The 22296-nt window shown below is 69.6% G+C and carries 14 protein-coding genes; 9 read left to right on the forward strand and 5 right to left on the reverse strand.

Translation table 11 applies throughout. The features are described 5' to 3' along the window. Positions 1–92: 92 nt before the first annotated feature. From GON04_RS18150 to GON04_RS18175, 6 genes are all read left to right on the forward strand, one after another. Positions 93–6434, forward strand: coding sequence for a peroxidase family protein (locus GON04_RS18150; protein WP_181653650.1), 6342 nt, complete (start codon positions 93–95; stop codon positions 6432–6434). A 97-nt stretch (positions 6435–6531) separates the two neighbouring features. Next, positions 6532–8325 carry a type I secretion system permease/ATPase gene (locus GON04_RS18155; protein ID WP_157399431.1) on the forward strand — a complete coding sequence of 598 codons (1794 nt, stop codon included), beginning with the start codon at positions 6532–6534 and terminating at the stop codon, positions 8323–8325. Between the two features lie 12 nt (positions 8326–8337). After that, entirely contained in the window at positions 8338–9696 is a 1359-nt protein-coding gene (locus GON04_RS18160) for an HlyD family type I secretion periplasmic adaptor subunit (RefSeq protein ID WP_157399432.1), read from the forward strand. A gap of 3 nt (positions 9697–9699) precedes the next feature. Next, positions 9700–11052, forward strand: a complete 1353-nt coding sequence (locus GON04_RS18165; protein ID WP_181653651.1) for a TolC family outer membrane protein — start codon at positions 9700–9702, stop codon at positions 11050–11052. Between the two features lie 221 nt (positions 11053–11273). Further along, positions 11274–11993, forward strand: a complete 720-nt coding sequence (locus tag GON04_RS18170) for a Crp/Fnr family transcriptional regulator (protein WP_157399433.1) — start codon at positions 11274–11276, stop codon at positions 11991–11993. Between the two features lie 327 nt (positions 11994–12320). Further along, the gene (locus tag GON04_RS18175) at positions 12321–13475 is read left to right on the forward strand and encodes a sensor histidine kinase (RefSeq protein WP_198349341.1); all 1155 of its coding nucleotides are present in this window, start codon (positions 12321–12323) and stop codon (positions 13473–13475) included. Between the two features lie 19 nt (positions 13476–13494). Here GON04_RS18175 and GON04_RS18180 read toward each other — a convergent pair whose 3' ends face one another. Beyond that, on the reverse strand, positions 13495–14127 hold the full coding sequence (locus GON04_RS18180; protein WP_157399435.1) for a hypothetical protein: 633 nt from the start codon (positions 14125–14127) through the stop codon (positions 13495–13497). A gap of 183 nt (positions 14128–14310) precedes the next feature. Between GON04_RS18180 and GON04_RS18185 the strand changes: the two genes are divergently transcribed. Both GON04_RS18185 and GON04_RS18190 read left to right on the forward strand, forming a co-directional pair. Next, positions 14311–15048: a dienelactone hydrolase family protein gene (locus GON04_RS18185; RefSeq protein WP_157399436.1), complete on the forward strand. Its 738-nt coding sequence runs from the start codon at positions 14311–14313 to the stop codon at positions 15046–15048. A 64-nt stretch (positions 15049–15112) separates the two neighbouring features. Further along, positions 15113–16009 (forward strand): YihY/virulence factor BrkB family protein, encoded by an 897-nt coding sequence (locus GON04_RS18190; RefSeq protein WP_157399437.1) that lies wholly within the window; start codon positions 15113–15115, stop codon positions 16007–16009. A gap of 37 nt (positions 16010–16046) precedes the next feature. Here the strand turns inward: GON04_RS18190 and GON04_RS18195 are convergent, their stop codons facing one another. Both GON04_RS18195 and GON04_RS18200 read right to left on the reverse strand, forming a co-directional pair. Further along, positions 16047–17657, reverse strand: a complete 1611-nt coding sequence (locus GON04_RS18195) for a gamma-glutamyltransferase family protein (RefSeq protein ID WP_157399438.1) — start codon at positions 17655–17657, stop codon at positions 16047–16049. 49 nt (positions 17658–17706) lie between these two features. Beyond that, positions 17707–18672, reverse strand: a complete 966-nt coding sequence (locus GON04_RS18200; protein WP_157399439.1) for a tripartite tricarboxylate transporter substrate binding protein — start codon at positions 18670–18672, stop codon at positions 17707–17709. An 84-nt stretch (positions 18673–18756) separates the two neighbouring features. Here GON04_RS18200 and GON04_RS18205 point away from each other — a divergent pair, with 84 nt between their 5' ends. After that, positions 18757–19632, forward strand: a complete 876-nt coding sequence (locus tag GON04_RS18205) for a LysR substrate-binding domain-containing protein (protein ID WP_157399440.1) — start codon at positions 18757–18759, stop codon at positions 19630–19632. 18 nt (positions 19633–19650) lie between these two features. Here the strand turns inward: GON04_RS18205 and GON04_RS18210 are convergent, their stop codons facing one another. Beyond that, positions 19651–20763: an SMP-30/gluconolactonase/LRE family protein gene (locus tag GON04_RS18210; protein WP_157399441.1), complete on the reverse strand. Its 1113-nt coding sequence runs from the start codon at positions 20761–20763 to the stop codon at positions 19651–19653. A gap of 89 nt (positions 20764–20852) precedes the next feature. Next, positions 20853–22292 (reverse strand): aldehyde dehydrogenase family protein, encoded by a 1440-nt coding sequence (locus GON04_RS18215; protein ID WP_157399442.1) that lies wholly within the window; start codon positions 22290–22292, stop codon positions 20853–20855. Between the last annotated feature and the right edge of the window lie 4 nt (positions 22293–22296).

The raw sequence follows: 22296 nt of genomic DNA on the forward strand, positions 1-22296 counted from the left end.
TTGAACGACCTCGGTGCGCCTACCAGCATGACCTGCACTCTCCCGAGGCCGACTTCCGCGCCCTGCTCTTCAACCTTCACAGAAAGAAAGCCATGGCCACCACCCCGCAGTACAACTTCACCGTCACCCTCGACGACCTGTCCTTCATCCTCAAGCAGATCAAGATCGCGGAGGCGACGACGCTTCCCAACGGACAGATCGACGGCGCCGCTCTGGCAGCTGCAGTCGGCAGCCCCCTGCTGCCGAACGGCCTGCGCACGGTGGACGGCACCTGGAACAACCTGCTGCCGGGCATGGAGCGGCTGGGCGCGGCCGACAACGTCATGCCGCGGCTGGTGCCGGTCAACCTGCAGGGTCCCTACGCGACCCCGACGACGACCGCAAGCGGGTTCCTGCCCGCCAACTCGGTCATCGACCCGCAGCCGCGCATCATCAGCAACCTGATCGTCGACCAGACGGCCAGCAACTTCGCGGCGATCATCGCGGCCGACGACCGCGCCGCCAACAGCACCTTCCCCGGGCTGGACACGGTCCAGGTGACGGAGAACGGCACCCTGTTCATCCCCAACCAGTCACCCGACATCGGCCTGTCCGCCCCGTTCAACGGCGTCATGACGTTCTTCGGCCAGTTCTTCGACCACGGGCTGGACCTCATCACCAAGGGCAACGGCCTGGTGTTCGTGCCGCTGATGCCCGACGACCCCCTCTACGTCGAGGGCAGCCCGACCAACTTCATGGTGCTGTCGCGCGCCGTGGATTCCGTCGGGCCGGGCCCGGACGGCGTGCTGGGCACCGGTGACGATGACCCGAACGCCCACACCAACACGACAACACCGTTCGTCGACCAGAACCAGACCTACACCTCGCACCCGTCCCACCAGGTGTTCCTGCGCGAATACGAGCTGGTGCCGACCGGCACGGACGGCCACCTGGCCCCCGCGTCCACCGGCAACCTGCTGTCGGGCGACTACGGGCTGGGCACCTGGGGCGACGTGAAGACCCAGGCCGCCGAGATGCTGGGCATCCAGCTCACCGACCAGGACGTGTTCAACGTCCCCCTGGTGGCCACCGACCGCTACGGCAACTTCATTCCCGGCACGAACGGCTTCGCCCAGATCGTCACGGCGCACGGCCTGGTCGAGGCGAACCCGAGCGACAACGGCGGGCAGGGGACGCTGCTGCCACCCGACACCTTCCGCACCGACCACCAGTTCCTGATCGACATCGCCCACAACGCGGTGCCGACGAACGACTTCGGCGCGGTCCTGGCGCCCGATGCCGACAACGTCACCGGCGGCGTTCCCAACCCCAACTATGACCCGACCCGGCCGGCCAGCGTCGACAACCCCCTCTTCCTGCCACAGGCGGCCGGCACCTACGACAACGAGACGCTGGACCGCCACTACGCCACGGGCGACGGGCGCGGCAACGAGAACATCGGCCTGACGACCATGCACGCCATCTTCCATTCGGAACATGACCGGCTGGTGGCGGCGTACAAGGACACCATCCTGGGCTCGGGCGACACCGCCCTCATCAACGAATGGCTGGCCACCCCGCTCGCGGCGGGCCGGGACCTCACGCTGAACCCGCTCACCCAGGCCGAGATCGACGGCCTGGCCTGGAATGGCGACCGGCTGTTCCAGGCCGGCCGCTTCGTGACCGAGATGCAGTACCAGCACCTGGTCTTCGAGGAATTCGCCCGCGGCGTGGCCCCCACGGTCGACCCGTTCGTGTTTTCCAACTCGCCCACCCTCGACCCGGCGATCGTGGAAGAGTTCGCCAACGTGGTGTACCGGTTCGGCCACTCGATGCTGACCGAGACCGTCGCGCGCCTGGACCCCACGCTGGCGGCCAGTGACATCGGGCTGATCCAGGCCTTCCTGAACCCGGTCGAGTTCACCATGGACGGCACGCTGACCCAGGAAGAGGCCATCGGCAGCGTCATCCGCGGGATGTCGCGCCAGGTGGGCAACGAGATCGACGAGTTCATCACCGAGGCGCTGCGCAACAACCTGGTCGGCCTGCCGCTGGACCTGGCCACGCTGAACATGTCCCGCGCCCGGGAGACCGGCGCGCCGACCTTCAACGAGGCGCGGGCGGTGTTCTACGAACAGACCGGCGATTCGCAGTTCGCCCCCTACACGAGCTGGGCGGACCTGGCGCCCCACCTGAAGAATCCGGCATCGATCATCAACTTCATCGCCGCCTACGGGCAGCACGAGTCGATCCTCACGGCGACCACGCTCGAGGAAAAGCGCGACGCGGCCTTCGACCTCGTGATGGGCGTACCGGGTGAAACCGCGGCGCAGCGGACGGCACGGATGGACTTCCTGCATGGCACCGGCACCTGGAATGCGGACGCATCGGGCCTGAACGACGTCGACTTCTGGGTCGGCGGCCTGGCCGAGGCCAAGCTGGAGTTCGGCGGGATGCTTGGCCCGACCTTCAACTACGTGTTCGAGAACCAGATGGAGAACCTGCAGAACGGCGACCGGTTCTACTACCTCAGCCGCACGCAGGGCCTCAACCTGCTCAATGAACTGGAGGCCAACTCCTTCTCCGCACTGGCCATGCGCAACAGCGACCTGGGCATGGACGGCAACACCACCCACCTGCCCGGCATGCTGTTCGCCACCCCGAGCTACACGCTGGAGATGGACCAGTCGCTGCAACGAACCGGCATCCTGGGCCCGGATGGGGTCACGATGAACGGCGACCCGACGCGCGGCAACCCCTTCCTCGACGCCTTCAACCCGCTGGTGGTGCGCGTGGCGGCCCACCTGGACAACGACGGCGACGGCATCTTCGACGACGGCGGCGTCCTGAGCTACGCCTACGACGGCGGCGACCACGTGGTGCTGGGCGGCACCGCCGGCGACGACTTCATCTATGGCGGCCGCGGCATGGACACCATCTGGGGCGATGCCGGCAATGACCGCATCGATGCCGGCGACGAGGCCGACCAGGTGCACGGCGGCGATGGCGACGACATCATCACCGACCACGGCACGGTGGCCGGCGGCGCCGACTTCCTGCGCGGCGACGAAGGCAACGACGTCATCAGCGGCGGCGCCGGCAACGACGTGCTGTTCGGCGGCGGCGGCAGCGACTTCATCTACACCGGCAACGACTTCACCGAGGTCTTCGCCGGCCGCGGCGACGACTTCATCCTGGGCGGCAACGGTCCCGACGGCCTGATGGGCAACGAGGGCGACGACTGGATCGAGGGCGGCGAAGGATTCGACGGCCTGTCGGGCGAGAACTCGCAGCTGTTCTTCAACAGCACCATCATCGGCCACGACGTGCTCAACGGCAACGGCAACGACACCGACTACGACGGCGAGTCGGGCGACGACATCATGATCCAGGGGCCCGGCATCCAGCGCAGCAACGGCATGTTCGGCTTCGACTGGGCGTCGCACAAGGGCGACGTCGGGAACGCCAACTCCGACCTGGGCATCCCGATCTTCAACTCGCAGGAGCCGTTCACCCTGCGCGACCGCTTCGATTCCGTCGAAGGCCTGTCCGGCTGGAACGGCGACGACATCCTGGTGGGCGCCTCGGCCCTCAAGGGCGCGGCAGGCGGCGCGGGCGCCGGGCCGGGCAATCCACCGGACGAGAGCGACCTGAAGTCGCAGAACGTGGCCCTGATCGACGGCTTCGCCGAGCTGCTGGGCATGACGCAGCAAGATGTCGAGGCGCTGGCGTTCAACACCTCGGTCATCGACGTCACCCTCGGCGCCGAAGTCATCATCGGCGGCGCCGGCAGCGACACCATCACCGGCAACCTGGGCAACGACTACCTCGACGGCGATGCCTGGCTGAACACGCGCATCCGGGTGACGAACACCGCCACCGACGCGAACACCCAGGCCAACGAGCTGCTCTCCGTGGACAGCATGACCGAGCTGACCTCCCGCATGGTGAGCGGCGAGATCAACCCCGGCCAGCTGCACATCGTGCGCGAGATCCTGCAGTCGGAGACGGCCGCAACGGACGTCGACACCGCGGTCTACCACGGCGACTTCATCGACTACACGCTGACGTCCAACACCAACGGCACGGTCACGGTGGCGCACACCACCGTGCAGGCGGGGGTCCTTGACGACGGCATCGACCAGATCCGCAACTTCGAGCGGGCGCAGTTCGCCGACCGGACCGTGGCACTGGTCAACGTGGCCCCGGAGATCCTGTCGTTTGGTGGCGCCGCCTCGTTCACCGTGCAGCGGCCCGAGAACGACTCCTTCGTGGCCTTCATCGACGCCACGGACGCCAACGTCACCGACGGCATCCTGTTCCCCGACCAGGTGCTCAGCTACTCGCTGTTCGGGGACGATGCCACCCGGTTCCAGATCGACCAGCTGTCCGGCCTGCTGAGCTTCGTCGCGGCGCCCAACTTCGAGGTCGCCACCGACCTCGACAACGACAACGTGTACGACGTGATCGTGCGGGTCAGCGACGGCTCGCTCTTCGACGAGCAGGCGCTGGCGATCGAGGTGATCAACGCCGACGATGCGGTCACGGGCTCCATCCACCTGAGCGTCGGCAGCCAGACGAACACGGCGGCCACCCTGGCCGCGGCCAGCACGCTGGCCGACGAGGACGCGGCCGGTCCGCTGACCACGACGCTGCAGTGGCAACGGTTCGACACGGCGACCAACACCTGGGTCGACATTGCGGCGGCGACGGGCAGCACCCTGGCCAACCAGGCCGGCGTGACGGAACGGGTCGTCACCCAGTACACCGACGCCTTCGGCACGCACACGATCACGTCGGTCGAGACCGCCGTCGTCGGCACCAGCGGCAACAACAACCTGACCGGAACGGCCGGCAGCGACATCATCCTGGGCCTGGGCGGCAACGACACCCTGAACGGCGGCGCCGGTGACGACCTGGTGGACGGCGGCGCGGGCAACGACACGCTGGTGGCGGCGGCCGGCGACGGCAACGACACCCTGGTCGGCGGCGCCGGGACGGACACCTACACCCTGGCCGCGACGACCGCGGCCGCCGTGGTGAACCTCACGACGGGCACGGCGACCAGCGCCCAGATCGGCGCCGATACGCTGAGCGGCGTCGAGAACGTCACCGGCAGCCAGGGTGGCGACACCATCACCGACAGCACGGCGGCGAACGTGCTGATCGGCGGCGGCGGCCAGGACACCTTCATCATGGTGGGCGACAACGTCCGCGACACGATCGACGGCGTGGGCGCCGGCAACACGGTCGACTACTCGGCCGCCACCGCCAACCTCACGGTGGCGCTGAACAACAACAACGCGGTCGTCGGCGGCACGGGCACCACCGCCGCCACCAGCGACATCGTCACCAACGTCGACAACTTCATCGGCGGCTCGGGCAACGACAACATCACCGGCAACGGTGCTGCGAACGTGCTGACCGGCGGCGGCGGCAACGACACCCTGACCGGGCTCGGCGGCGCCGACAACCTGATCGGCGGCGCCGGCAACGACACGCTGGTGGCGAGCGTCAACGACGGCAACGACACCATGAACGGCGGCGCCGGGACGGACACCTATGTCCTGGCGAATACCACCGCCGCGGCCAACGTCAACCTGACCACCGGGGTGTCGACCAGCGGCCAGACGGGGACCGACTCGCTGACCAACATCGAGAACGTCACCGGCAGCCAGGGCGGCGACACCATCACCGACAGCAGCGTGGCCAACGTGCTGACGGGCGGCGGCGGTGCCGACACCTTCGTGATGACCAACGACAACGTCCGCGACACGGTGGACGGCGCCGGCGGCTCCAACACGGTCGACTACTCGGCGTCCACGGCCAACCTCAACGTCACGTTGGGCACCAATGCCGTGGTGGGCAACAGCGGGACCAGCGCCGGGACCTCCGACGTGATCTCGAACATCGACAACTTCACCGGCGGCAGCGGCAACGACAACGTCACGGGCAACGGCAACGCCAACGTGCTGGTGGGTAACGGCGGCAACGACACGCTGACCGGACTCGGCGGCGCCGACACCCTGAACGGCGGCGCCGGTAACGACACCCTGAGCGGCGGCAACGGCGGCGACACGCTGATCGGCGGGGCCGGTGTCGACAGCCTGACCGGCGGCGGCGGCGCGGACGTGTTCGACTTCAACGCCACCACCGACTCGGGCGTCGGCGCGGGGAACCGGGACATCGTGCAGGACTTCGCCACCGGCACGGACGACCTGGACTTCTCGACCATCGATGCCAACACCGGCGCCGGCGGCAACCAGGCGTTCGCCTTCAGTGGCGTCGAGGGGGCGGCGATCACGGGGGCGGGGCAGCTGCGGTACGACGTCCAGGGCGTCGCGCCCAACGAAACCACGCTGGTGAATGCCAACGTGAACGCCAACGTGGCGCCCGACATGCAGGTGCAGCTGGTCGGCCAGCAGAACCTCACGGCCGCGGACGTCGTGGCCTGAACCGGGACGCGCCGTGGAAGGCTCCCTCGGGGGCCCGCCACGGCGCCGCGCCGGCCACAAGAGGTCCCAGGACTGACCCCACCAGACGGAGAAAACCATGCCCAACCCCACCCCCAGCTGGAAGCAAGGCGAGCTCGCCCAGGCGCTGCTCGCCTTCCGGGGCGCCTTCCTGACCGTCGGCGCGTTCAGCGCCATCCTCAACCTGCTCATGCTGGCGCCATCGCTGTACATGCTGCAGGTCTACGACCGGGTGCTCGCCAGCCGCAACCAGATCACGCTCCTGATGCTCACGCTGATGATCGTCGGCGCGTTCGTCTTCATGGGCGTGCTGGAGTTCGTGCGCAGCATGGTGCTGGTGCGTGTCGGCAGCCGGCTGGACATGCGCCTGAACAAGCGGGTCTACACGGCCGCCTTCGAGCAGAACCTGCGCCAGGCCGGCGGCAATGCCGGCCAGTCCCTGCAGGACCTGTCGGCCGTGCGCCAGTTCCTCACCGGCAACGGCCTGTTCGCCTTCTTCGACGCGCCGTGGTTCCCGATCAACCTGGCCGTCATCTTCCTGTTCAGCCCGCCGCTCGGGCTGTTCGCCCTGTGCGGCACGGTGGTCCTGGTGGGGCTGACGGTGCTCAACGAGGTGGTGACGCGCAAGACGCTGGCCGAGGCCACCAACCTCTCGGTGGCGGCCAACCAGCAGGCCACCAACAACCTGCGCAACGCGGAAGTCATCGAGGCCATGGGCATGCTGCCCAACCTGATGTCGCGCTGGTTCGCGACCCATGCGCGCTACCTGCAACTGCAGGCCCAGGCCAGCGAGAAGTCCGGGATGATCACAGCCACCGCCAAGTTCGTGCGGCTCGCCATGCAGTCGCTGATCCTGGGGTTCGGGGCCTTGCTGGTGCTCGACAACCAGATGACCGGCGGGATGATGGTGGTTTCCTCCATCCTCATGGGCCGCACGCTCCAGCCCGTGGAGCAGGTGCTGGGCGTGTGGCGCACCTGGGCCAGCACGCGCGGTGCCTGGCAACGGCTGCATGCGCTGCTGTCGTCCAACCCGCCCCGCCGCACCGGGATGCCGCTGCCGGCGCCCGTGGGCCGCCTGTCGGTCGAATCCGTGACAGCCGGCCCGCCCGGCGCCTCGGTGGCCACCGTGCGGCAGGTGCGCTTCGCGCTCGAACCCGGCGACGTGCTGGGCGTCATCGGCCCGAGCGGCGCCGGCAAGTCGACGCTGGCCCGCCTGCTGGTGGGCGTCTGGCCGGCGGCCGCCGGATCGGTCCGCCTGGACGGCGCCGACGTCTACCTGTGGGCGAAGGACGAACTGGGGCCGGCGGTGGGCTACCTGCCCCAGGACGTGGAGCTGTTCGCCGGCACCATCGGCGAGAACATCGCGCGCTTCGGCGCGCTCGACGCCGAGAAGGTGGTGCGGGCGGCCAAGCGCTGCGGCGTGCACGAGATGATCCTGCAGTTCTCCCGCGGGTACGACACCCCGCTGGGCGACGGCGGCGCCGGCCTGTCAGGCGGCCAGCGCCAGCGCATCGGCCTGGCCCGTGCCATGTACGGCGACCCCGCGCTGCTGGTGCTGGACGAGCCCAACTCCAACCTCGACGACCCCGGCGAGCGCGCCCTGGTCGAGGCCATCGTCGAATTGCGGGCCATCGGCAAGACCATCGTGATGGTCACCCACCGGGGCAGCGCGGTCGGCGTCACCAACAAGCTGCTGGTCCTGCGCGCCGGGGCGGTCGAGATGTTCGGCCCCACCGCCAAGGTCCTGACCGACCTGGCCACCCGCCAGGAGCAGCTCAAGCCCCAGACCCCATCCCATCGCCCGGCGACGGACGTCGCCCGCCCGGCCACGGCGCCCTCCGCGGCCAACGGCACCAACAACACCCGAACCTGAAAGAGGCACACCATGGAATCGAACGGCACGCCCACACTGCTGCCCCAGGTCGCGTCGCGCGACCTTGTCGCAGCCACGCTGGAACCCGAGCGCGACGAGCGATCGCATGCCCGCCTGGGCTGGGCCGTCATCCTGGCCGGCATCGGCGGCTTCCTGCTCTGGGCCAGCCTCGCGCCGCTGGACAAGGGGGTTCCCATGACCGGCACCGTGACGGTGGCGTCGAACAAGAAGGCCGTCCAGCACATGACCGGCGGCACCGTGGAGACCATCCTGGTCAAGGAAGGCGACACCGTGAAGGCCGGCGATGTGCTGGTGCGCATGAATGCCGTGACGGCTCGCGCCAATGCGGAATCGGTGCGGACGCAGTACATCGCGTCGCGGTCGACCGAGTCCCGGCTGCTCGCGGAGCGCGATGGCCTGAAGACCATCACGTTCTCGCCTGAACTTGAAAGGATGCGCAGCGACCCCCTGGTTTCCAGCCAGCTCCAGCTGCAACGGCAGCTCTTCGCATCGCGCCAGGCCGCCATCCACGCCGAACTGTCCTCGCTGGACGAGAACGTGGCCGGGCTCATCGTGCAGAACCGCGGGCTGGAGGAGTCGCGTGAAGGCAAGCGCCAGCAGCTGCACTTCCTGCAGGAGCAGCTGACCGGCATGCGCGACCTGACCGCCGAGGGCTACGTCGCCCGCAACCGGCTGCTGGAACTGGAACGCCAGCACGCCCAGCTGCAGACCGCCATCGCCGAGGACGGCAGCAACATCGGCAAGGGCCTGCGGCAAATCGCCGAGTTCCGGATGCGCCGGCTGCAGCGGCAGCAGGAATACCAGAAGGAAGTGCGCTCGCAGCTGTCGGACGTGCAGCGCGACGCCCAGGGTTATGTGAACAAGCTCTCGGCCCTGGACTGGGAACTGGCCAATGCCACCGTGCGCGCGCCGGTCGACGGCACCGTGGTGGCGATGAACGTCTTCACCAACGGCGGGGTGGTCGCCCCCGGCTTCCGCATGATGGACATCGTGCCCAGCGATGACCCGCTGATCGTCGACGGCCAGCTGCCGGTGCACCTGGTCGACAAGGTCAACCCCAGCCTGCCGGTGGAACTGATCTTCTCGGCCTTCAACCAGAACCTCACGCCGCACGTGCCGGGCATCGTGACCCACGTCTCGGCCGACCGCCTGGTCGACGAGAAGACCGGCCAGCCTTACTACAACGTCAAGGCCAAGGTGGCGCCCGAAGGCATGCGGCTGGTGGCCAGCCTGCAGATCCGCCCGGGCATGCCGGTGGACCTGTTCGTCAAGACCGGTGAGCGCACCTTGATGAACTACCTGCTCAAGCCGGTACTCGACCATTCGCGCCTGTCGATGAGGGAGGAATAAGACGTGGGCGAGCCCGCCGCCCGGCACCTGCTGGCCTGCCTGCTGGTCCTGTCCACCTTCGCACCTCCGGCGCACGCGCTCGGCCTCCTGGAGGCCTACCAGGCGGCGCAGATCAACGATCCGGCCTTCCGGGCCGCGCTGCACGAGCATGAGGCGGGCCAGCAGAACCTGCCCCTGGGACGGGCGAACATCCTGCCCCAGGTCTCGGCGAGCTATGCGCCGGCGCGCAACCGCACCGATGTCACCAACACCGCCAACGCGGCGGCGCCCACCGACCACCGCCGCTACGACAGCCTGGTGGCGAACCTGCAGTTGCGGCAGCCCCTGTACCACCCGGAAGGCATGGCCCGCTATCGCCAGGGCATCGCGCAGACCGCCGCCAGCGACACGCTGTTCGTCTCGCGCGTGCAGGACCTGATCCTGCGGGTGGTCACCCAATACACGTTCGCCAAGTACGCCGAGGACCAGCTGGCCCTGGCCGAGGCGCAGCGGGACGCCTACGCCGGCCAGCGGGCGTCGAACCAGCGCCTGTTCGACCGCGGCGAGGGCACCCGCACCGATGTCGTGGAGACCCAGGCCCGCTACGACATGGCCGTCGCCCAAGTGCTGGAGGCCAAGGACAACCTGACCAATGCCCGCGAGTCGCTGGCAGCCATCATCGGCCAGCCGGTCACGGACCTCGACCCCCTGGTCGAGAACTTCCAGCCGCGCCCCGGCTCGACCCGCAGCTTCGAGGAGTGGCGGGCCATCGCCCTGGACACCAACCCCGAACTGCACGTGCAGCGGCGCGCGCTGGACGTGGCGCGCGAGGAGATCAACCGCAACAAGGCGGGCCACCTGCCCCGCCTGGACCTGGTGGCGAACGTCGGCAAGAACGACTCGGAGACGATCAACACCTTCAACCAGCAAACCAACATCCGCTCGCTCGGGGTGCAGTTGCAGATTCCGATCTATTCCGGCGGCGCGACGTCGGCGGCGGTTGCCCAGGCCGTGGCCCAGCAGGAAAAGCTGGCCGCCGACCTGGATGGCAAGACCAGCCAGGTACTGGTGGAGCTGCGCAAGCAGCACAACCTGACGATGAGCAGCGTGGTGCGGCTGGAAGCGGCCCGCACCGCGCTGCAATCGGCCCTTCTGACCGTGGAAGCCACGCGCCGCAGCATCGCCGGCGGCCAGCGCACCAACACCGATGCGCTCAACGCGCAGCAGCAGCTGTTCGATGCCCGCCGCGACCTGTCGCAGGCACGGTACAACTACCTCCTGTCCCTGCTTCGCCTACGCTATTCGGCGGGTACCCTCCAGTCGGCCGACCTGGAAGACATCGCCAGCTACTTCCAGCCGCCCACGCGCCGCAACTGAGGCTCTGCCGCGGGGGCCTGTCGATCCCCCAATGGGATGGACCCGACCTTGGCAGCAGCCCGTGCGTTGCTGTTTTGCCATTGCTGCCCTGCAATATTCACCGCCGGGCAAATGAAAGCACTATGCTCCGGCCAGCACCTTCCTTGACCGGCAGGTGCGCGCAACGGCTGCGGCCGCCCTGGGGACCGGTGGCCGGCCCTGCGGTGTGTCCAGGAGGCGCCATGAAATCTGCACCTGAGTACCGGAGCAACAGCCTGCTAGCGGCGATGCCCGAGGGCACGCTGCAGCGCTGGGCTCCGCACCTGGTTGCCGTCGACATGCCCCTGGGCATGGTCGTGTACGAGCCTGGCGCCACCCTCGAGCACGTCTACTTCCCCATCAACGCCCTGGTCTCGCTGCTGCATGTGCTGGAAGACGGCGACATGGCCGAGATCGCCATCGTCGGCCGCGACGGCATGGTCGGCGTGTCCCTCTTCATGGGCGGCGGCTCGACCTCCAGCCGCGGCGTCGTCCAGGGTGCCGGCCGGGTCCTGCGGCTGCCCACGCAAGCCCTTCTGGATGAGTTCGAACGCGCGGGTCCGGCCATGCACCTGCTGCTGCGCTACACCCAGGCGCTCATCGCCCAGATGACCCAGACGGCCGTCTGCAACCGGCACCACACCATCGACCAGCAGCTGTGCCGCTGGCTGCTGCTCAGCCTCGACCGTCTGGGGGGCTCCAACCTCGTGATGACCCAGGAGCTGATCGCCAACATGCTCGGCGTGCGCCGGGAAGGGGTGACGGTCGCTGCCGCCCGTCTGCAGCGGGCCGGCCTCATCCGTTATTCGCGCGGGAACATCACGGTGCTGGACCGGGCGGCGCTGGAACATTGCAGCTGCGAGTGCTACGCGACCGTGAAAAGAGAGTACGAAAGACTTCTTCCATCTCGCGTGACGGCCTAGCCCAGCTCACAAACCGCTGCGTCGCCATGTAAGTGTGACTGCACGGTCACACACAAAATGTAAACGCTATGTGCTTTGGCAGACAGACGTCTGCCTCTGCGCCCAGCATGCTTCAGGCAGGAGGGCTTGCCGCGTGGTCGGTCTTCCCACGCGCCTGATCGCCTTGCCCCATCCAACCATGAGCAGCGTCCGGAATCCCGTGAACCGCCCGTCTGGCCTGCGGCTGAGCTGCCGCCATTCGTCCGAGGAAGAGGTCTTTCCATGCAGCAAGCGATTCCCTCGCCGTCGAGCGTCACACGCTCCGCGGGCGACATCGGCACGCTCTGGATGACGACTCCCCCCGTCAGAAACCCGGCGGCCCGGCAGGGGCTGGCCGAGTTCATCCAGGACCACGAAGCGGACATCCTGGCCGACTGGGACGCGTACGCCCGTTCGCTGGGCCATGACGACATGCCGCTGGACCCCGCCGGCGTGCGCGACCATGGGCCCGACATCCTGCACAACATCGTCTGGACGCTGACGCAGCCGCTGTCCGGCTCCCCGGCCGACGCCGCGCAGCCGCCCCATCCCAACGCGGCGCAGGCCCACGCCGACGCCCGGCGGCTGCAGGGCATCACGGTCGATGCCATCCTGTCCGAATACCGGGCGCTGCGTGCCAGCGTGCTCACCCACTGGCGCAATGCGGGCGGCGGCACGCACGCGCGCGACACGTCCGACCTGGCGCGCTTCGACGAGGCCATCGACCAGGGCATCGCCGAGGCGATCGGCCGCTATGTCCAGCAGACCAAGACGGCGACCGACCTGTTCATCGGCATCCTCGGCCACGACATCCGCAACCCGCTGGGCACCATCATGGTCAGCGCGGAGTACCTGGTGAAGTCGCGCCAGCTCCCGGCCACCTCCGTGGCGCCCATCCTGAATGCCGCCGCGCGCATCCAGGGCATCGTGGAGCAGACGATGGACTTCAGCCGCACGCAGTCGCACGGCGCCATGCCGGTGCGGCGCCTGCCGGGCCACCTGGGCGACATGCTGGTCAAGGTGGTCCAGGAGACCCAGGTGCGCCACCCCGACCGCATCTTCCACTGCGACGTCTCGGGCGACCTGGAAGGCAACTGGGACGAGCACCGGCTCGGGCAGGTGCTGTCCAACCTGCTGGGCAACGCCATCGCCTACGGCGCGAGGGACAGCATCATTTCCGTGAAGGTCTGGTCGACCGACGACAAGACCAGTTTCTCGGTCCACAACCACGGCGCGGCCATCCCGCAGGCCGAGCAGTTGCGCATCTTCGAGCCGCTGGTTCGCGGCAACGCCGCCATCGTCGAGAGGCGCGGGCGCGCCGGCCTGGGCCTGGGGCTCTACATCTGCCGCGAGATCGTGCGCGCCCACGGCGGCTGGATGGCGGTGGCGTCCGCTCCCAACACCGGTACCACCTTCTCGGTGCACCTGCCGCGCCGTCCCGACGACGCGCAGCCGCCGGCCTGAAGGCCGACGCCGGCCGCGCTCATTCGTCGTCCCGCGTACGCCCCCGCCCCTCGCGGTTCGGGCGGTCGCCCTCGGTGCGCAGTTCGCGCTGCTCGGGCGTGCCGGACGCGAACGCCCGGTCGGCGGCGTCCTCGGTTCTCTCGCTGCGGTTGGTCCAGTCGCTGGAGCGCCCCTGCAGCCCGGCCTGCGTCGTCGCCTGCGATTCCACGTGGGGCGGAGTGTCGGCCACTACGTCGCGCAGCGGGCGCTGGTCCGGGCGGTGCACGACTTCCAGGTTCTCGCTGCGCTCGGCCTGCGCCAGCACGGCACGGGCCCGCTCGACGTCGGCGGCGTCCCGCGTGTCGACCACCAGCACCGTGCGGCCGGCGGCCACGTGCCCGCTGTAGGTCTCGCGGTGCGGGTGGGCATCCCCCAGCAGATGGCCGAAGAAGCCGGTGATGCGGCGCACCACGCTCGGATCGAGGGCGATCTCGTGCTCGACGCCGCCGCTGGCGCGCGAGGCCTCGCCGTAGTCGTCGTCGCCCACGACCGGGTCGTCGCTATCGCGACGTTCCAGGTGCACGTCGTTGCGGGCGAACCCCGCTTGCAGCAGGCGGTCGCGCGCCTGCTCCGCGGCGACGTGGTCGTCGAAAGTGCAAAGGGCGGTGTGCATGGTGGACTCCTTGGAGGGTGTTGCAGCCATTGAAGCCCGCCGCGCACCGCCGCGCAGTCGTCGCCGTCGGCCAGCGGGTGTAGGCCCAGGCCTACCATAGCCCAGCGATTCCCCGCTCGTGTTTGCCCGGGGACGCCGGCCCGGCCGGCTGAGGCATGCTGCGAGGGCAAGGAGAGCCCTCCCATGATCGAACTGCACCTGGACATCGCCACGGCCGACGGCGCCATGAACACGTTCATCGTCCACCCGGAGGAAGGAGGGCCGCATCCGGTGGTGCTGTTCTACATGGACGCGCCCGGCAAGCGCGAGGAACTGCACGACATGGCGCGGCGGCTCGCTTCGGTGGGCTACTACGTGGTGCTGCCCAACCTCTACTACCGGCGCACCCGCGAGTTCGAGCTGAAGGTGCGCACGCCCGAAGGCATGGCGCCGATGTTCGAGTTGATGAACAGCCTGAGCAACGCCATGGTCGTGCGTGACTCCGAGGCCATGCTGCGCCACGTCGACGCCCAGCCGGCCGCCGATGCCCGCCGGGTCGGCGCGGTGGGCTACTGCATGAGCGGGCCCTTCGTGTTCGCCGCCGCGGCCGCCCTGCCCGACCGCCTGCGGTCCATCGCGGCCCTGCACCCGGCCAACATGGTGACCGAAGCCGACGATTCACCGCACCGGCTCACGGCCCGCATCCGCTGCGAGACCTACGTCGGCTGCGCCGGGACCGACAAGTGGGCGCCGCCGGCCACCGTGGCCACGCTGGAGCAGGCGATGCGCGACGGCGGCATGCGGTACAGGCTGGAGTGGTACCCCGGCGCGGAGCACGGCTTCGTGTTCCCGCGGCGCGAGGGCATCTACCAACGGGAGTCGGCCGAGCGGCACTGGGAGCGGCTGTTCGCCCTCTTCGACCGCACGCTGCGCGCGGACTGACGCCGTCGGCCGTTCGAGCCGCCGTCCGACGCGGCGCGCATTGCCGCTGGGCCACGCTGGCCGCATGCTGGCTCCCGGAAAACTCGTCCATCTCGCCGTCCAGTCGTTCAAGGCCTGGTCCGACGACTACGCGCCCAGCATGGGCGCGGCGATCTCGTACTACACCGTCTTCTCGCTGGCGCCGCTGCTCGTGATCGTGATCGCCATCGCAGGCGCCGCCTTCGGCCGCGAGGCGGTGCAGGGCCTGATCTCCGACCAGTTGGCCGGGCTGGTGGGGCCCCAGGGCGCGGAGATGGTCGAGGGCCTGGTGGCCAGTGCCAGCGACACCGACCGCGGCCTGATTGCCGGGGCGATCAGCATCGTGGTGCTGATGGTCGGCGCCACCACCGTCTTCGCCGAGCTGCAGAGCGCGCTGGACCGGATCTGGAAGGTGCCGGCGGCGAAGAAGCCCTCCGGCATCGCCGGCCTGCTGCGGGCCCGGCTGCTGTCGTTCGGGCTGATCCTGGGCGTGGCCTTCCTGTTGATGGTGTCGCTGGTGGTGAGCGCCGGCCTGGCGGCGTTCGGTGCCTGGGCCGGCGCGCTGATGCCCGGCTGGGAGGTGCTGCTGCAGGTGCTCAACACCCTGGTCTCGCTGGCCATCCTGTCGGTGCTGTTCGCGCTCATCTTCAAGTACATGCCGTCCACGCCGGTGGCCTGGCGCGACGTGCGCGTGGGCGCCGTCGTGACGGCGGTCCTGTTCGAGGTGGGCAAGGTCGCGATCGGGCTCTACCTGGGCAAGAGCGGCATGTCCGAATCGTTCCAGGCCGCCGGCGCCATCGTGCTGCTGCTCGCCTGGGTGTACTACGCGGCGCAGATCTTCCTGCTCGGGGCCGAGTTCACGCGCGCCTATGCCGATGCGCACGGCTCGCTGTCGGCCGCGCGCCGGACCGCCCCGGAGAATCCCACCAAGGCGACGGCCTGACCGGGCGCGGCGGGGGCGGCTGCCCCGCCGGCGGAGGTCAGAACCCCGCTGCCAGCCCGTCGCGGCGCGAATCCGACGCCGCCACGTAGCCTTCCACCTTGGGCTCGCCCGCGCGCCAGATGAACTGGCCGGCGCCGAAGTCCTGGTAGTTGTCGTTGATCACCTCGACGACGTGGCCGCGGGCCTGCAGTTCGCGCACGGTGTCCTGGTTCATCTGCTGCTCGACGTTGATCTCCAGCCCGCGGTTGAAGCGCCAGCGCGGCGCGTCGCAGGCCGCCTGCGGGCCCTGCTTGTAGTCGAGCATGCGCACCACCGTCTGAAGGTGGCCCTGCGGCTGCATGTTGCCGCCCATCACGCCGAACGACATCACCGGCTGGCCGTCCTGGGTGAGGAAAGCCGGGATGATGGTGTGGAACGGCCGCTTGCCCGGAGCCACGACGTTGGGGCCGGGGCGCAGCGAGAAGCCGTGGCCGCGGTTCTGCAGGCTGATGCCGAACGTGGGCTCGACGCAACCGGAGCCGAAGCCCATGTAGTTGCTCTGGATGAAGCTGACCATCATGCCGTTCTCGTCGGCGGCGGTGAGGTAGATGGTGCCGCCCTTGACCGGGTTGCCGGCGCGGAAGTCCTGGGCCTTCTTGCGGTCGATCAGCCTGGCGCGGCTGGCCAGGTAGCCGTCGTCCAGCAGCTGGGCCGGCGTGACCTGCATGCTCTCGAGCTCCGCGCAGTGCTCGTAGACGTCGGCGAACGCCAGCTTCATGGCCTCGATCTGCAGGTGCTGCGACTCGGGGCCGTCGACCGGCAGGCTGGCCAGGTCGAACTGGTCGAGGATGCCCAGCGCGATCAGCGCCGCGATGCCTTGCCCGTTGGGCGGGATCTCGTGCAGCGTGTGGCCGCGGTAGTTCTTGGAAATGGGCGTGACCCACTCGGGCTTGAAGGCGGCGAAGTCCGCCGCCGTGATCGAGCCGCCGTTGTCGCGCGCGAAGCGCTCCACGGCCTGCGCGATCTCGCCGCCGTAGAAGGCCGCGCCCTTGGTCTCGGCGATGCGGCGCAGGCCCTTGGCGGCGGCCTGGAACTGGAACAGCTCGCCCACCCGCGGCGCCCGGCCGCGCGGCAGGAACGCCTGCGCGAAGCCCGGCTGCTGGCCGAGCTCGGGCACGGCGGCCTCCCATTTCTGCTGCACCACCACCGGCAGCAGGTAGCCGCGCTCGGCGATGTCGATGGCCGGCTCGAGCAGGTCGGCGAAGGGCAGCTTGCCAAAGCGCTCGGACAGCGCCATCCACGACGCCACCGCGCCGGGCACGGTGACCGAGTCGAAGCCGCGCTTGGGCGGGGTGGTGGCGCCGTCGCCGTGCTTGCGGCGGAAGTAGTCGGGCGTCCAGCTGGCGGGGGCCCGGCCCGAGGCATTGAGGCCGTGCAGTTCCTTGCCGTCCCACAGGATGGCGAAGGCGTCGCTGCCCAGGCCGTTGCTGACCGGCTCGCACACGGTCATGACGGCGGCCGCGGCGATGGCGGCATCGACCGCGTTGCCGCCCTTCCACAGGATGCGCAGGCCGGCCTGCGCGGCCAGCGGGTGCGAAGTCGAGACGACGTTGCGCGCGAAGACGGGGATGCGGGTGGTCGGATAGGGGTTGTGGAAGTCGAAATGCATGGTGGAGTCCGTGAAGTGGCAGGCGCTGCGGCGCGATCCGGGATCCGGCTCAATCGGCCGTCAGCTTCCTCTCGACGATGAGCTTCTTCCACTTGGCGCGGTCGGCCGCGACCATCGTGGTGAACTGCTGGGGCGTGCCGCCCACGGGCTCGATGCCCAGGCGGGCCAGGCGGTCCTTCACGTCGGCATCCTGCAGTGCCTGGTTCAAGGCGGTGTTCAGGCGCGAGACCAGGTCGGCCGGCAGGGCCTTGGGGCCGTACAGGCCGAACCAGGTCATGGTCTCGTAGCCGGGCACCGCCTCGGCGATGGTGGGCAGTTCGGGGAACAGCGGCGAGCGCTTCAGGCTGCTGATGCCCAGCGCCTTCACGCGGCCGTCCTTGATGTGCGGCAGCGCGCTGGCCACCGAGTCGAACAGCACGTCGACCTTGCCGCTCACCAGGTCGGGCATGGCCAGGGCCGTGCCGCGGTACGGGATGTGGACCAGGAAGGTGCCGGTCTGGGCCTTGAAGTACTCGGCGCTCAGGTGGACGATGGTGCCGTTGCCGCTGCTGGCGTAGTTGAGCTTGCCCGGATTCTTGCGGGCGTACTCCACCCATTCCTTGACGGTCTTGGCCGGCGCCGAGGTGGGCACCACCATGATGTTGGGCGCGTTGCCCACGTGCGCGATGGGCGTGAAATCGGCCACCGCGTCGTACGGCAGCCGGGCCGCGAAGCTGGGCCCGATGCTGTGCGTGCTGCTGGTGGCCAGCAGCAGCGTGTAGCCATCGGGCGGCGCCTTGGCCGCGATGTCGGAGCCGATCGAGCCGCCGGCGCCGGGCTTGTTGTCCACCACCACCGCCTGGCCGAGGCGCTCGCCCAGCTTCTGCGACACGGCGCGGGCGAAGATGTCGGTGGCGCCGCCGGCCGGGAACGGCACGACCAGGCGGATCGGCTTGGCGGGATAGCCGGGCTGGGCCCAGGCCGGCAGGGAGGCCGCGGCGGCGGCGGCCAGCAGGAGGTGGCGACGGGAGGTCATGGGGGTCGATTATCGAGACCCGCACACCCAAGCAAAAGCCAATTCGTCTTTACCGATGCGAAAGCTTTTCTTTAGGATGGCGGGATGAGCAGCATCCGCCTCCTGCGCACCTTCCTGGCCGTCGCCGCCGAGGGCTCGTTCGCCGCCGCCGCGCCCCGGGTGGCGCTCACCCAGGCCGCCGTCGGCCAGCAGATGCGGTCCCTCGAAGCCGAGCTGCGCCGGCCCCTGTTCGAACGCCAGGGCAAGGCCGTCGGGCTGAGCGAGGGCGGCCGGGCGCTGCTGCCGCGGGTGCACCAGCTGGTGCAGCTCTACGACCAGCTGCTGCTGAGCGCGCCGGCCCCCGAACCGATGGCCGGCACCGTGCACCTGGGCGCCATCGTGTCGGCGCTGCGGCCGCTGATCGAATCGACCCTGGCACTCAAGGCGCGCCACGCGGCGCTCGAACTGCACGTCAGCGCGGCCAAGTCGGCCGACCTGGTGCAGCGGGTGGCCGCCGGCGAGCTCGACGCCGCGGTCGCCGTGCGCGACAGCACTGCCAACCAGCCGGCGCTGGCCTGGACACCGCTGTACGAGGAAGCCATGGTGCTGCTGGTGCCGGCCACGCTGGCGCCGGCGCCGCCGCGCACCTTGCTGCAGAAGCAGCCCTTCATCCGCTTCGACCGCTCCGAGCAGACCGGCCAGCAGGTCGAACGCCTGCTGCGCAAGCTGCGCGTGCGGCCGCAGGAATTCCTCGAGCTCAACGCGCTCGAGGGCATCGTGGAACTGGTGCGCTCGGGCCTGGGCATCGCCCTGGTGCCGCTGCTGCAGGAAGCCCGCTGGCAGGCCGACGCCCGCCTGCGGGTGGTGGAGGTGCCACGCGCCGACGCCCGCCAGGTGGCACTGGTGCGCCGGCGCGAGGGTGGCAACGCCGCCGCCATCGCGGCCGTGGCGCGCGAGTTCAAGGCCCGGCTCGCGGCCTGATCCCGCGCGGCCGCCCGCTCAGGTGGCGCCGTGGCTCTCCACGTACAGCGCGTAGAGCGAGTGGCAGCTGGCCATGTACAGCCGGTTGTTCTTCGGGCCGCCGAAGGCGAGGTTGGCGCAGCGCTCGGGCAGGCGGATGTGCGCCAGCGGCTTGCCCTGCGGGTTGAACACCATCACGCCGTCGAGGTCCTCGGACTTGCCGCGCAGCTGGAACACCTTGCGGCCGCCCAGGTCGCTGGGCTCCGCGGCCAGTGCGCCGTTGCTGCCCCAGCCGCACCACAGGTTGCCGTCGCGGTCGACCCGGAAGCCGTCCAGCGCGCCCTGGTCGGCGGCGTCGACTACCTTGGTCTTGTTCGACAGCGAGACGCCGTCGGCACCCACGTCCCAGCTCCAGATGCTGCGGTTGGGCGTGCCGCGCCACTCGACCACGTAGAGCTTCTTCTCGTCGGGCGAGAAGGCCAGCCCGTTCGGGTTGAGCAGGTCGGTGACGACGGCGCTGATCTTCCCGTCGGGCGCGATCCGGTAGACGTTGGTGGTCGCCTGCTCGGGCTTCGCGCGCGCGCCCTCCCACTCGCCGTTGATGCCGAAGACCGGGTCGGTAAACCAGATGCTGTCGTCGGACTTCACCACGATGTCGTTGGGCGCGTTCAGCCGCTTGCCCTCGAAGCCGTCGGCCAGCACGGTGATCCGGCCATCCCTCTCGGTGCGGGTGATGCGCCGGGTGACCGAGTGCTCGCAGGTCACCAGCCGGCCCTGCCGGTCGCGCGTGTTGCCGTTGGCGTAGTTGGCGTTCGCGCGGAAGACGGTGAAGGCGCCCGTCTTCTCGTCGAACTTCATGATGCGGTTGTTCGGGATGTCGCTCACCAGCACGTAGCCCGGCTCGCCCGGTGCACCGGGAAAGTACACCGGCCCCTCGGCCCAGCGCATGCCGGTGGCCACCTGCTCCACCGTGCTGCTGTAGATGCGGTACTTCGCGAAGCCGGGGTCCAGGATCTGCACCGCCGGGTCGGGGTAGCGCTGGTTGGGCGTGAACGGAAACGCCTGGGCCAGGACGCCGCCGCCCACCAGCCCCATGCCGGTGGCGGCGACGCTGCGCAGCAGCGTGCGGCGCGAGGGTTGCGCGATCTTCATCTTGTTGTCTCCTCGGATCTCGCGGCGGCCGGCCGCACGGGGGGCCGGCCGGCCCCGGGGACCTTCGGTTCGCTACACCCCCGCGACGCTCAAGCCTGGGTGTAGGCCGTCTTCACCGTCGTGTAGAACTCCGCCGCGTAGCGACCCTGCTCGCGCGGCCCGTAGCTCGATCCCTTGCGGCCGCCGAACGGCACGTGGTAGTCGACGCCGGCGGTCGGCAGGTTGACCATCACCATGCCGGCCTGCGAGTGGCGCTTGAAGTGCGTGGCGTGCTTGAGCGAGGTGGTGGCGATGCCCGCCGACAGGCCGAACTCGGTGTCGTTGGCCATGGCCAGCGCCTCGTCGTAGTCCTTGACCCGCAGCACGCTGACCACCGGGCCGAAGATCTCCTCGCGGTTGATGCGCATCGACGCCGTGGTCTCGGTGAACAGCGCCGGCTTCATGTACCAGCCGGGAGCGCCGTCGGCGTTCTTGGCCACCGCCTCGCCGCCTGCCACCAGCCGGGCGCCCTCGCCCTTGCCGATGCCGATGTAGTCGAGGTCCTGCGCGAGCTGCTTCTCGTCGACCACCGGGCCGATGTCGGTGCCGGCCTTGCGGGCGTCGTCGACCTTGAGCGACTTCATGCGCTCGGCCATGGCCATGACGAAGCGGTCGTGGATGCCCTCGGTGACGATCAGCCGCGACGAGGCGGTGCAGCGCTGGCCGGTGGAGAAGAAGCCGCTGTTGACGGCCGCCGCGACGGCGACGTCCAGGTCGGCATCGTCCAGGACGACCATCGGGTTCTTGCCACCCATCTCGAGCTGGAACTTGGCCATGCGCGCCACGCAGGCGCTGGCGATGCGGCGGCCGGTGGCCACCGAGCCGGTGAAGCTGATCGCGTCGACCCGCTTGTCCTCCAGCAGGACCTGGCCCACCTCGGAGCCGCGGCCCATCACCAGGTTCAGCACGCCGGCCGGCAGGCCCGCCTTCTGCAGGATCTCGGCCAGGGCCCAGGCGCTGCCCGGCACCAGGTCGGCCGGCTTGAGCACCACGGCGTTGCCGTAGGCCAGCGCGGGGGCCAGCTTCCAGGCCGGGATCGCGATCGGGAAGTTCCAGGGCGTGATCAGGCCGACCACGCCGACCGGCTCGCGCGTGACCTCCACGCCGATGCCGGGCCGCACCGAGGGCACCAGGTCGCCGTTGGTGCGCAGCGCCTCGCCGGCGAAGAACTTGAAGATGTTGCCGGCCCGCACCACCTCGCCCACCGCCTCGGGCAGCACCTTGCCCTCCTCGCGCGCGAGCAGGTCGCCCAGTTCGGCGCGGCGCGCCAGGATCTCGGTGCCGGCGGCGTCGAGGATGTCGAAGCGCTGCTGCGGCGTCGACAGGCCCCAGGCCTTCTGCGCCTTCACGGCTGCCGCGATGGCGGTGCGCGCCTGCTCGGCGTCGGCCTGCGCGTACTCGCCGACCACGTCGCGGGTGTCCGAGGGGTTGATGTTGCGGCTGGTGCGGGCGCCCTGCACCCATTCGCCGCCGATGAGGTTCTTGAACATTCGG

The sequence above is a fragment of the Ramlibacter pinisoli genome (genome assembly GCF_009758015.1).
Taxonomy (GTDB): Bacteria; Pseudomonadota; Gammaproteobacteria; order Burkholderiales; family Burkholderiaceae_C; genus Ramlibacter; species Ramlibacter pinisoli.